This is a genomic window from Gordonia sp. NPDC003376 (genome assembly GCF_053589235.1).
This window is the reverse complement of the sequence record NZ_JBSFRM010000008.1, coordinates 77451-89698: the sequence shown is the minus strand read 5'-3', so window position 1 is coordinate 89698 and position 12248 is coordinate 77451. Positions and strand designations below refer to the sequence as shown.

At 67.5% G+C, this 12248-nt stretch carries 11 protein-coding genes and 1 pseudogene; 8 read left to right on the top strand and 4 right to left on the bottom strand.

Annotated elements, in window-relative coordinates:
* Positions 1 to 234: 234 nt before the first annotated feature.
* Entirely contained in the window at positions 235 to 2361 is a 2127-nt protein-coding gene (locus ACWDUA_RS10740) for an alpha-amylase family glycosyl hydrolase (protein WP_449751003.1), read from the bottom strand.
* 83 nt (positions 2362 to 2444) lie between these two features.
* Positions 2445 to 2882 (bottom strand): globin, encoded by a 438-nt coding sequence (locus tag ACWDUA_RS10735; protein WP_449751002.1) that lies wholly within the window; start codon positions 2880 to 2882, stop codon positions 2445 to 2447.
* A 184-nt stretch (positions 2883 to 3066) separates the two neighbouring features.
* Between ACWDUA_RS10735 and ACWDUA_RS10730 the strand changes: the two genes are divergently transcribed.
* The 3 genes from ACWDUA_RS10730 (at position 3067) to ACWDUA_RS10720 (ending at position 4605) form a co-directional block, all read left to right on the top strand.
* Entirely contained in the window at positions 3067 to 3696 is a 630-nt protein-coding gene (locus tag ACWDUA_RS10730) for an HNH endonuclease (protein ID WP_449751001.1), read from the top strand.
* Between the two features lie 179 nt (positions 3697 to 3875).
* Complete coding sequence (ctaJ, locus tag ACWDUA_RS10725; RefSeq protein WP_449751000.1) at positions 3876 to 4124, top strand: aa3-type cytochrome oxidase subunit CtaJ; 249 nt, start codon at positions 3876 to 3878, stop codon at positions 4122 to 4124.
* Positions 4111 to 4605 (top strand): DUF5130 domain-containing protein, encoded by a 495-nt coding sequence (locus tag ACWDUA_RS10720; protein WP_449750999.1) that lies wholly within the window; start codon positions 4111 to 4113, stop codon positions 4603 to 4605. Before ctaJ ends, ACWDUA_RS10720 begins: the two co-directional genes overlap by 14 nt.
* A gap of 84 nt (positions 4606 to 4689) precedes the next feature.
* Here ACWDUA_RS10720 and pepN read toward each other — a convergent pair whose 3' ends face one another.
* Positions 4690 to 7275 carry an aminopeptidase N gene (gene pepN, locus ACWDUA_RS10715; RefSeq protein WP_449750998.1) on the bottom strand — a complete coding sequence of 862 codons (2586 nt, stop codon included), beginning with the start codon at positions 7273 to 7275 and terminating at the stop codon, positions 4690 to 4692.
* 243 nt (positions 7276 to 7518) lie between these two features.
* Here pepN and ACWDUA_RS10710 point away from each other — a divergent pair, with 243 nt between their 5' ends.
* From ACWDUA_RS10710 to ACWDUA_RS10700, 3 genes and pseudogenes are all read left to right on the top strand, one after another.
* Entirely contained in the window at positions 7519 to 8127 is a 609-nt protein-coding gene (locus tag ACWDUA_RS10710; RefSeq protein ID WP_449750997.1) for a mycothiol-dependent nitroreductase Rv2466c family protein, read from the top strand.
* 96 nt (positions 8128 to 8223) lie between these two features.
* Positions 8224 to 8697: a ribose-5-phosphate isomerase gene (locus ACWDUA_RS10705; protein WP_449750996.1), complete on the top strand. Its 474-nt coding sequence runs from the start codon at positions 8224 to 8226 to the stop codon at positions 8695 to 8697.
* Between the two features lie 9 nt (positions 8698 to 8706).
* Positions 8707 to 9277 (top strand): annotated as a pseudogene (locus ACWDUA_RS10700) (Fpg/Nei family DNA glycosylase); the annotation flags it as partial.
* Between the two features lie 99 nt (positions 9278 to 9376).
* On the opposite strand, the gene ACWDUA_RS10695 reads toward ACWDUA_RS10700, so the two are convergent.
* Positions 9377 to 9535, bottom strand: a complete 159-nt coding sequence (locus tag ACWDUA_RS10695; protein WP_449750995.1) for a hypothetical protein — start codon at positions 9533 to 9535, stop codon at positions 9377 to 9379.
* Positions 9536 to 9730: 195 nt separating this feature from the next.
* On the opposite strand from ACWDUA_RS10695, the gene ACWDUA_RS10690 reads away from it, so the two are divergent.
* Positions 9731 to 10714, top strand: a complete 984-nt coding sequence (locus ACWDUA_RS10690) for a PE-PPE domain-containing protein (protein ID WP_449750994.1) — start codon at positions 9731 to 9733, stop codon at positions 10712 to 10714.
* Positions 10715 to 10765: 51 nt separating this feature from the next.
* On the top strand, positions 10766 to 12217 hold the full coding sequence (gene sthA / locus ACWDUA_RS10685) for a Si-specific NAD(P)(+) transhydrogenase (RefSeq protein WP_449750993.1): 1452 nt from the start codon (positions 10766 to 10768) through the stop codon (positions 12215 to 12217).
* Positions 12218 to 12248 lie beyond the last annotated feature (31 nt).

The following is a 12248-nucleotide window of genomic DNA, read 5'->3' as shown; positions in this document are numbered from 1 at the left end:
CTCCTCGTCGGCTCAACCAACAACTGCAGCAGCAGCTTTGGGTGGTTGAGCGAGGGTCGGAATTGAACATGCCCACTTATCGTCGGCTCAACCATCGATGGTGGCAACTGAATTCGGTGGTTGAGCCGGGACCGAGCATCGCGAGGACCCGTGTCGAAACCTGGTGACCCGACAGCATCGGGGAGCGGCTCGAGGCGCGGGATGTGTTCCGAGTTCGGCTCGACCGAATGCTTCTCAGACCAGCCAGGCGGCGGCGTCGGGTGCGAGGTGGCCGTCGACGAGCGGAGCGCTCAGCAGCAGCAACTCGCCCGGCGGCAGGGGCACCGGGGAATCGCTCGTGTTGAGCGCGCAGATCAGCTGGCCATCAGAACGGCGAAAGGCCAGGCAGCCCTCCGGGGCGCCATACCAGTCGACCTGCGCGCCGGCGAACTCCGGTCGTTCCGACCGCAGTTCGATCGCCTGCCGGTACAGCGACAGTGTCGACGCGATGTCCTCGAGCTCGTTCTCGACGGTGAACCGTGACCACGACGCGGGGAGCGGCAGCCAGCTGTGCGACGACGAACTGAACCCGAAGGGGGGCTCGGTGCCCTCCCAGGGAATCGGCACCCGGCATCCGTCGCGGCCTCGCTCGGTGTGTCCGGACCGCTCCCACACCGGATCCTGCAGCACCTCGTCGGGCAGGTCCACGTTCGGCAGACCGAGTTCGGCACCGTTGTAGATGAACACCGAGCCCGGCAGGGCCAGCTCGACGAGCGCCATCGCGCGGGCGCGGGCGACACCGAGCTCGAGGTCGGGTGCGGACTCGGTGTCACCGACCGGACGGCCGTAGCGGGTGACCTCGCGCTCGACGTCGTGATTGCTCAACGTCCACGTCGGCGTACCGGCGACCGACACCACGGCGTCCAGGGAGTTCTCGATCGCGGTGCGGATCTCGTCGGCGTCGAAACCGGCTTTGGCGAGCCGGAAGTTGAAGCCGAGATGCAGTTCGTCGGGACGCAGGTACTCGGCGAATCGCTCGTTGTTCTCGACCCAGATCTCGCCGACGTTGGCCGCGCCCGGGTACTCGTCGAGCACGGCGCGGATCTTGCGGTGGATGTCGTGCACCGCATAGTTGTTGAACCGCGGATCGTCGTCGTTGTTCTGGAGCAGACGGGTGGACGCGAGGTCCATGTCGGGAAGATCCTCGGGCTTGGCCATGCCGTGTGCCACGTCGATCCGGAAGCCGTCGACACCGCGATCGAGCCAGAAGCGCAGGGTGCGCTCGAGATCGTCCCAGACCTCGGGGTTCTCCCAGTTCAGATCCGGCTGCTCGGCGGCGAAGATGTGGAGATACCACTGACCGGGAGTGCCGTCGGATTCGATGACACGCGTCCATGCCGGACCACCGAAGACGCTGTGCCAGTTGTTCGGTGGCTCGTCTCCGTTGTCGCCGAGTCCGTCGCGGAAGATGTATCGGGCGCGCTCGGGACTTCCGGGACCTGCCGCGAGAGCCCCGGTGAACCACTCGTGCTGATCACTGGTGTGATTGGGCACCAGATCCATCGTCACTCGGATGTCACGATCGTGCGCCTCGGCGATCAGATCGTCGAAGTCCTCGAGATCGCCGAACAACGGGTCGATGTCACGGGGGTCGGAGACGTCGTAGCCGTGGTCGGCCATCGGTGACCGCATGATCGGCGACAGCCAGATCGCGTCCACGCCGAGCAACTCCAGATAGCCCAGCTTGTCGATGACACCGGCCAGATCGCCGACCCCGTCGCCGTCGAGATCGGAGAACGACCGCGGGTAGATCTGGTAGAAGATCGCCGACCGCCACCAGGTGTCGTCGGTGGAGTCGAGCTGGGGGACAGACGGGGTGGGTGCCTCCGCGATCTGTCCAGGGGTGACCTGCCCGGGCGTGTTCTGTTCGGGGGCGACCTCTTCGGCGACGTGCTCTTCGGCGACGACCTCTTCGGCGACGACCACTTCGGGCGCCTCGACCTGCTCGGGCTCGTCGCCGGAGACCGGCTCGTGGCCCGCGACCGCTTCGTCATCGGCGACCGGTTCGTCATCGGCGGTCAGCCCAGGGGTCGGGGTGTCGTCGGAGACCTTCTCTGTGGTCTCCTCCGCCGCGGCCACGTCGGCAGCCGATTCATCAACCGGCTCGTCGGCGGGGGCACCACCTGCAACCGGCTGTTCGGCCGGTTCGTGATTCGCGACGATCTCGTCGTCGGGTCGGCCGGCGGCAGGGTCGGACCGGCCCTCATCGGTCACCGGCGAGTCGGCGGTGAGGGAGGCCTCGGGGTCGGCGTCACCCGGCGTGCCGGGGTGATCGTCGTCGGGACCTGCGACGGGGCCTTCGCTCGGTGTCTCGGAACTCACGTCGCAATTCTCTACCACCTGAACCACGGGTTGAGGAATCCAGGGGGATACGGCGGGTCGCACATCGGCATCGGGCTGCCCGGTCAGACCGCCGAGTTCATCATCGACTGCGCGGCCATCTCCATGTAGTCGACCAGTGCGCGACGGTGGTCGTCGTCGAGGGTGTCTGCGTCGATCGACGCGATCGCGATGTGCATGCACCGCAGCCAGGCATCCCGCTCGATCGGGCCAATCGTGAACGGCATGTGCCGCATCCGCAACCTCGGGTGGCCGCGCTCGTCGGAGTAGGTGCGCGGTCCGCCCCAGTACTGCTCGAGAAACATGCGCATGCGGCGCTCGGCGGGTCCGAGGTCGGCCTCGGGGTACAAAGGGCGGACCACCTCGTCATTCGCCACCTCGGCATAGAACGCACGGGTCAACCGCACAAAGGTGTCGTGACCGCCCACCTCGTCATAGAACGAGCGTGGGGTCGGCTGGTCTGCAGGCCGCGCGTGCGGGGGCTGTCCACTCACATTCCACATTGTCCTCCAGTGTCGACGACCCGTTCAAACCGCGACCTGCGAACGAGGTCTGCCTGTCGCCATGTGACCGCGCGGCCACGAGCTGTTCACACAAACGACCAGCGTCGACACCCAGAATTGTCGTGCACACCCGGCCGCGGCGTGTTCCACTTGACCAGTCCGGTGGACGTACACGGGAGGCTGGATGTCACGCAGAGGCCAACGGCATGTCGGTGAGGTCACGACGCTGCGTGGAGTGCGTCACACCGATCCGCCGATCCTCGACGCGCCCACCGAGCCACGTGACTCGTCCTCACTCTGGGGCAGACGTCGTGTGCTGTTGCTCAATGCGACCTTCGAACCGCTCACCGCGGTCTCGCTGCGGCGCGCGATCATCCTGGTCCTGCGTGACCGGGCAGAGGTGATCCACTCGGCCGGCCCCGGAATGGCCGTCCACTCCGCCGACACCGTGGTCCCGGTACCGTCGGTGATCCGACTCCGCAGCTACGTCCGCGTGCCCTATCGCGCGGTGATCCCCATGACGCGGGCCGCGCTGATGCACCGCGACCGCTTCCGCTGCGGCTACTGCGGTGCCAAGGCCACCACCATCGATCACGTCCAGCCCCGCAGTCGCGGCGGCACCCACTCGTGGGACAACTGTGTGGCGTGTTGCGCGAGCTGCAACCACAAGAAGGCAGACCATCTGCTCAGCGAGATCGGATGGACGTTGCACACCCCGCTGACCGCGCCCAAGGGTCGGCATTGGCGGTTGCTCGCGACGATCAAGGAGATCGACCCGGCCTGGGCGCAGTATCTCGACGCCGGTGCGGCCTGAAGGGCCGGCGGCGACCACCCGAACCGCCCCGAAATTGTCTACGACGCTCTGTAGGCCCCACTGGGACGCAGCGGCGTCGGTGGGATAGATTGTTCACACGGCCTGCCGGCGCGGGTGCAGTCCATGGGCAGTGACCTGGGCAGATCCGCCGATTGCGGGCGCTGATTCGAAAGGACGTTATGGACAGCTCGATGGTCGGCATCGGAGTCGCCGTCACGGTCATCTGCGTCGTGTTCGTCATCGCTTGTGTGGTCTCGATGGCGTTCTCGTTCGGCGTGAAGTACCCGAAGGTGCAGGAGTACAAGCTCGATCAGCCCTGGACGCACAAGCCGTTGCTGTTCAGTGCCGTCGACATCGAGCCGATGACGCTCCCGCGGCACGCAGAACCGACCGATGTGGATGGAGGCTCGGCCAGTGGCAAGTGGTGACGTAACTCAGGTTCAGACCGCGGGCGAGGTCAAGCTCTCCCCGGTCACGGCGCTGCCGATGGGCACGGTGATCACCAACAGTGGTCGCGTCTCGGCCGCCCGCTTCCCGGGACAGACCCCCGACACCCCGCCGTTCTCGCAGTCCGAGCTCATCGCGCTCGACGACGCCCTCAAGGCGGCCAGCGAGAAGGCGCTCGTCCGGTTCTCGGTCTACATCGGCGACCTCGGAACCGATCCGGTGGATGAGGCCCGCAAGGTTCTCGCCAAGGCACCCGAGCCCGCCAACGGCGCGCTCATCGCCGTCGCGCCGAACAGTCACGACGTCGTCGTGGTCTCCGGTGAGAAGGTTGCCGACCGGGTCAACGACCGGGTCGCCCAGCTCGGTGTGACCGCTGCGATCGGCAGCTTCCGCACCGGCCATCTGATCGACGGTTTGATCGCGGCCCTGCACGTGGTCGCGACCGCAGCCGCGTCGAACTGAACGCGAGCCCGATACAGGTCTTTACCGAGCTTCGGCCGCCATCCCCGACGGGATGGCGGCCGAAGTCGTCTCGGCCGCCCGGCGTCAGGCGCCGGCGTCGAAGACGCGGGCCCGCTGCGAGCGGGCCACCGAATCCCGGCCTTCCGAGATCAGGCGCTTGAGGGCCGGCGGATGGTCGGCGGCGAGGAACTCGTCGGCCGCAGCGATCGCCTCGTCGGTCATCGCCCACGACGGGTACAGGCCCACCACCACGGTCTGGGCGACCTCACTCGACCGCCGCGACCACACCTCCGGGACCGCCTCGAAGTACTTCGTGACGTAGGCGTCGAGCAGATCCGACTGTCCCGGACGGGCGAAGCCCTCGATCATCGTGCGGGTGTAGATGTTCGACAGCGAGTCGTCGTCGATCGCCTGGGCCCACGCGGCGGCCTTCGCCTCGGGGAGCGGACGCGACGAGCGTGCTGCCGCGGCCTGCCGGGCCCCGGCAGCGGTGTTGTCGCGCTCGGCCTCGGCGTCGATCACCGGGGTCGACGACGGATCGGTGTCGATGCCCCCGGCGGTGGCCAGTGCGCGCACCAGCTTCCAGCGCAGATCGGCGTCGACGGTCAGCCCGGACAGACCGTGCGCGGCCGGATCGTCGCCGTCGAGCAGCCCCTTGGCCACCGGGACCTGATCGTCGTCGAGCCGACCGGCGAGCAGCGTGTTGACGAAGGCCAGCTGGTGATCGGAGCCGGCGTCGGCGCCCCGTGCCAGCTCGAGCAGCCGTGCGGAGAAGCCTGGTCGACCGGTCTGCGCCGCCCACTGCGGGTCGGCGTACGCCTCGATCGCGGTGGTGGCCTGCAGCAACACCCGCTGCACCACACCGATCTCGGTCTCGGCGGCGATACCGCGTTGCACCAGCTCGACGAAGTCGCGTGCGCGCATCTCGGCCTGGCGGGTCATCTCCCACGCCGCCGACCACACCAGGGTGCGTGGCATCGAGTCGGTGATGTCACCGATGCGGGTGGTCGCCGTCGCCAGGGACTCCGGATCGAGCCGCACCGACGCATAGGTGAGGTCGTCGTCGTTGATCAGCACCAGCTTGCCGCGGGGGACTCCGACCAACTCGGTCACGTCGGTGCGCTCACCGTCGACGTCGAGCTCGACGCTGTGCGTGCGCTCCAGCGTGCCGTCGGCGGTGTCGTCGTAGACACCCACCCGTAGGCGGTGTGCGCGACGCTCACCGGCGCCCGGTGCGGCACCGTCCTGCACGACGGTGAAACGGGTGAAGGCGCCGTCGGCGTCGAGCTCGAAATCGGGGCGCATCACGTTGATACCGGTGGTCTTGAGCCACTGGCCACCCCAGTCCGAGAGATCCCTTCCGGACGACTTCTCCAGTGCGGCAAGAAGATCGGCGAACGTGGCGTTGCCGAAACGGTGACTGGCGAAGTAGTCGCGCAGACCGGCCAGGAACGGCTCGAGGCCCACGTACGACACCAGCTGCTTGAGTACCGATGCACCCTTGGCATAGGTGATGCCGTCGAAGTTGACCTCCACCGCGGCGAGGTCGGGGATGTCGGCTGCCACGGGATGGGTGGAGGGCAGCTGGTCCTGGCGGTAGGCCCACGACTTCTCGACATTCGCGAAGGTCGTCCAGGCACTGGTGTACTCGGTCGCCTCGGCCTGACACAGCACCGAGGCGAAGGTGGCGAAGGACTCGTTGAGCCACAGGTCGTCCCACCACTGCATGGTGACCAGGTCGCCGAACCACATGTGCGCCATCTCGTGCAGCACGGTCTCGGCGCGACGCTCGTAGAGGTACTTGGTGACGCGTGACCGGAAGACGTAGTCCTCCAGGAAGGTCACCGCGCCGGCGTTCTCCATGGCACCTGCGTTGAACTCCGGGACGAACAGCTGGTCGTACTTGCCGAATGCATACGGCGTGCCGAAGTTCTTGTGGTAGAAAGCGAATCCCTGCTTGGTCTCGATGAACAGGCGGTGGGCGTCCATGAACTCGGCCAGCGATCCGCGGCAGTAGATGCCCAGCGGGATGGTGCCGTGCTCGTCGGTGTAGGTGTCGGTCCACTCGGCGTACGGACCGGCGATCAGGGCGACGAGGTAGGTGCTCATCACCGCGGTCTCGCGGAACCGGAACTCGCCCGGGGTGGCCGCGACGGTCTGCACCGGTGCCGCGTTGGAGATGACCTTCCAGTCCTGGGGTGCGGTGACCGTCAGGGTGTAGGTGGCCTTGAGATCCGGCTGATCGAAACAGGCGAACATGCGCTTGGCGTCGGCGGTCTCGAACTGGGTGTACAGGTACACCGACGAGTCGGTGGGGTCGACGAAGCGGTGCAGCCCCTCGCCGGTGTTGGAGTAGGCGCAGTCGGCGACCACGGTGAGCTCGTTGTCGGCGGCCAGGTCCGGCAGCGTGATGCCGACCGACTCGTCGAATCCGGAGACGTCGAGGGCGACGCCGTTGAGCGTCGCCGACAGCAGGTTCGGGGCCACCAGGTCGATGAACGTCGACGACCCGGCGGTTGCGGTGAAGGCCACCGTGGTGGTGGACCGGAACGTGTCGACGCCGGGTCTGCCGTTGCCGTCGGTCAGGTCGAGATCGATGGTGTACGTCGAGACGTCGAGGATGGCGGCGCGCTCGCGGGCCTGGTCGCGGGTGAGATTCGGGGCAGTCACGACGGCCAGCTTAGTCCCGGGCGGCCCTCATGGGTCGGAATGTGCGGGGCCGTGAGCTGCCGAAGTGTCGTGTACTGGCGGGGTTTCGCGGCGAGCGGAATCCCGGGACGCCGCGCGGGGTTGAACCGACACAGCGGGTTGAATCGACACCGCAGGGTTGGAACACGGCGGGGTTGAACCGATGCCGCCCTGCTCGGCCGACACCGTGACCGACGAAGCGAAATGATGAAGGGACCGATGGGGATGTCATCGAAGGATCGTGTGGATTTCTGGTTCGACCCGCTGTGTCCGTGGTGCTGGATCACCTCACGATGGATTCTCGAGGTGGAGAAGGTTCGCGACATCGACGTGAACTTCCACATCATGAGCCTGGCCGTGCTCAACGAGGGCAAGGACATCCCGGAGGCCTACCGGGAGGGTCTCAAGCACGCGTGGCGCCCGGTCCGGGTGATCGCCGCGGCGGCGGCCCGGCACGGTGACGAGATCCTCGCGCCGCTGTACGCCGCGATGGGAACGCGCCTGCACAACAAACAGATCAAGGACTTCGACGTGGTGATCGCCGAGTCACTCACCGAGCTGGACCTCGACCCCGCGCTCGCCGCCGCCGCCGACTCGACCGACTTCGACGATGCCATCCGCAGCAGCCACCACGAGGGCATGGACAAGGTGGGCGACGACGTGGGCACCCCCACGATCCACATCAACGGCAGCGCGTTCTTCGGTCCGGTGCTCTCGCGCATCCCCCGCGGGGAGACCGCAGGCACGGTGTGGGACGGTGCGGTCGCCCTGGCGTCGTATCCACACTTCTTCGAGCTCAAGCGAACCCGCACCGAGGATCCGGCCTTCGATTGACCCCTCCGGCGCACCGCCGCACCGTACAGAACCCGCCCGGGGCCACTCGGGTGGGTTCTCGGCGGTGCGGACGGGGCGCCGTTCTATAGTTGCCGCATGCGCGTTTACCTCGGTGGAGACCATGCCGGATTCGAGCTCAAGACGGCGATCGCCGACCATCTGACCAAGGCGGGACACGAGGTGATCGACTGCGGCGCCCACGTCTACGACGCCCTCGACGACTACCCCGCGTTCTGTATCGACGCCGCCACGAAGGTCGTCGCCGACCCGGGCAGCCTGGGCATCGTGCTCGGCGGCAGCGGCAACGGCGAGCAGATCGCGGCCAACAAGGTGCCCGGCGCGCGGTGCGCGCTCGCCTGGAGCGTGGAGACCGCTCAGCTCGCCCGCCAGCACAACAACGCGCAGCTGATGGGTATCGGCGGACGCATGCACACCACCGAGGAGGCGCTGGCCATCGTCGACGCCTTCCTGGCGGCCGAGTGGTCGGAGGAGCCGCGCCACCAGCGCCGCATCGACATCCTCGCCGAGTACGAGAAGACCGGTGTCGCCCCGGCGGTTCCGCAGGCCTGATCGGCCTCCGTGCCCGAGGGGCACACGCTGCACCGGCCGCCGGCAGTAGAGGATCTTCGGGGGTAGCCGCGTTCGGGTGAGGAGCCCGCAGGGGACATTCGCCGCCGGCGCGGCCGTCGTCGACGGGATGGAGTTCGTCAGAGTCCGGGCCTGGGGCAACATCTGATCCAGTACCACCGGGATGGACGTCGTACCCAGATGGTGCACGTCCATCTCGGTCTGTACGGGTCCGTCACCGAGAGCGCGGCCCCGATGAAGGCCCGGGGTCGGCGACGTCTACCGCGCCGAGATCCCGTTCCGTGCCGGTGTCGACCCGCTGGAACGCGGTAAGTCCTTGTGGCGCAGTGATTTCGATGCGATGTGGGCCGATCTGGTGGCACTGACGGCGATCGGGGTGCACCGGGGACGGGTACACCTGGTGCGTCCCGAAGACCATCGCGACCCGGCGTCCTGGGCCCCGGACCGTCCCCGGTCCTTCGTCTACCGGCGAACGGGGGAGCGGCGCCGGATCTGCCGCACCGCGGCGTCGATGAGTGGGCTCGACGGACGAAACCTGTACTGGTGCAGCAACTGTCGGCACCAGAAGCTCATCGTGACAATGTCGACCGGATGCGGGGGTGCACACGACTGCGTCCCGTCGACCACGGAGGGTGGTCGGCGGGACGGGGTGTCGGCGGGATCAGCGCGTCTCGAGGCGCTGGGCCATCACCAGGAGCTCATCGCGCTGGGCGTCTCCGGCGACCTCGTGGATGCGATCGTAGAGACGACGGCTGGTGGCCTCGGTGGGCCGAATGCTCTGGGGGGACAGAAAACGTTCACGCAGGCGTGCGAACGACATGGGTACCGCTTCTTTCGCAATTCTCGATAGTGTGCAATCTTTTCTTTCTGCTATCCATTGTCCGTGTAACAATTGTGTTACGCAACCGGATTCGACGTGATCTCCCTTACCTTCCGCCGCAGTTCAGGGAGGTTCTCAGCAGACATTCAGCGCACATGACGTGCGCTCTCATGGACTGCGGCCGACCATGGACCCATGTCCTTCGACCTGATCGAGACCGAACGCGGCCGGTGGTCGCGTGCGTCCGCAGGACCGATCTCGGTGCTCGTGGTGGGTGGGACCGGTGAGTCGTACCCGGGGGATGCCCGAACCCGGGTGACCGGACTGCTCGCGGCCGTCACCGACGTCCTCGACAACCGGTTCCGGGCCCGATGGGTGGGCTACCCGGCGAGCTACGGTCCGGCTCCCACATTGCGCGGGATGTGCTACGAGGAGAGCGTGGCGCTGGGTATCGAAGCGCTCACCGAGGCGCTCCGCGAGCCCGACGGGCCGATCGTGCTGATCGGATATTCGCAAGGCGCAGTGGTGATCAGACGGGTTCTCGCGACATTGTGGGACGGGTCGTCGCCGACGGGATCGCAGATCCGACGACGGATTCTCGCGGTCGGGCTCGTCGCCGACCCGCACCAGCCGCCCGGCGTGGTCCCCGGCTGCGAGGGGTGGGGTGTGGCCGGTCCGGGGCCGGCGATCCCCGACGATCTCGCGATCTGGTGGGTCGGTGCCGCCGACGACATGATCTGCAACGCCACATCGGACTCGCTGTTTCGCGACGTCGCGGATCTGACCCGCGCCCTGGCCTTGCCCACGACCCGACGCTGGGTCACGGAGATGTGGAAGTCCTTGCGATCCAATGCCTTCCAAAATGCCGAGCGAACCCGGTTCGGTCCTCGGCAGTGGCGCCGCGACGTCGGGCGCCTCGCGTCGGCGCGCCGCGAGGTGCTCGGATACCTGCCGCCGGTGATCGCCGTCCCCGGGGTACGGTTGCGCAACGCGCGCGGCGGGCGGCACACATCGTATGCCGACGAGCCGTACCGGCGTGCACCGCTGACCGATCCGCACACCACGGGCTGCCAGGCCCTGGCGGGCTGGTTGCAGGTGCAGGCGACGTTCGCCGGGGCGCAGGTGGCCTCGTCGGATCCGCTCGAGTCGAGGGATCGGCCGGGGTGCGCGACACTGTGATCCGGGACGAATCGCGCCCAACCTCGATCGGACTCGAGCGGAGCATCCACGGTGGATCACTACGACGTCGTCGTCATCGGATCAGGCCCGGCAGGGCAGAAGGCGGCCATCGCCGCCGCAAAACTGGGTAAACGCGCCGCGATCGTCGAGCGGCGCCACATGGTCGGCGGGGTGTGCATCAACACCGGCACCATCCCGTCCAAGACCCTCCGGGAGGCGGTCCTCTACCTCACCGGGGTCAATCAGCGTGAACTGTACGGGGAGTCGTACCGACTCAAGTCCGACATCACCGTCGGAGACCTGGCCGCCCGCACCATGCACGTCGTCGGCAAGGAGATCGACGTCATCTCCAACCAGCTGGCCCGCAACTCGGTGACGATGCTGATCGGCAACGCGCACTTCACCGGCCCCCACGAGATCGCGATCGAGGACGCGACCGGCGATCACAAGCACGTGACGGCCGATCACTTCATCGTCGCGGTGGGCACCCGCCCGGCCCGCCCGGCGTCGGTGGAGTTCGACGGCGACACCGTCGTCGACTCCGACCAGATCCTCACCATCGACCGCGTCCCCAACTCGATGGTGGTGGTCGGGGCCGGGGTGATCGGCATCGAGTACGCCTCGATGTTCGCCGCGCTGGGTACCAAGGTCACCGTCATCGAGCAGCGGCCGGCGATGCTGGACTTCTGCGACCGCGAGATCGTCGAGGCCCTGCAGTACCAACTCCGCGAACGCGGGGTGACCTTCCGCTTCGGCGAGCAGGTCAAGGAGGTCGAGACCCATCCGTCGGGAACGCTGACGATCCTGGCGTCGGGCAAGCAGATCCCCGCCGACACCGTCCTGTACTCGGCGGGCCGGCAGGGGGTCTCCGACGAACTGCGGGTCGATGCCGCCGGTCTCACCGCCGATGCGCGGGGGCGACTCACCGTCGACGAGAACTACCGCACCGAGGTCGATCACATCTACGCCGTCGGCGACGTCATCGGCTTCCCGGCACTCGCCGCGACGTCGATGGAGCAGGGGAGACGCGCCGCCTATCACGCCTTCGGGGAGCCGGTCGGGGTGAGTGTCGCCGAACTGCAGCCGATCGGGATCTATGCCATCCCGGAGATCAGCTTCGTCGGACGCACCGAGGACCAGCTCACCGCGGCGAACATCCCGTTCGAGGTGGGGGTCGCCCGCTACCGTGAACTCGCCCGCGGCGCCATCATGGGTGACTCCTACGGGCTGCTCAAACTGCTGGTGCACGCCGAGGAGGGAACGCTGCTCGGCGTGCACGCCTTCGGCACCAACGCCTCCGAACTCGTGCACATCGGCCAGACCGTGATGGGACTCGGCGGCACGGTCGACTACCTCGTCGACGCCGTCTTCAACTATCCGACACTGGCCGAGGGGTACAAGGTGGCCGCGCTCGACGCGTCCAACAAGATGCGGGCGATCGCCCGGGTGCGTTCGGAAGGGCGCAAGATGGATCTCGCCCTCGAGGTCGAGGCGCCCGTCTGACACCGGGACCGACCCGCCCGGACATGCACGA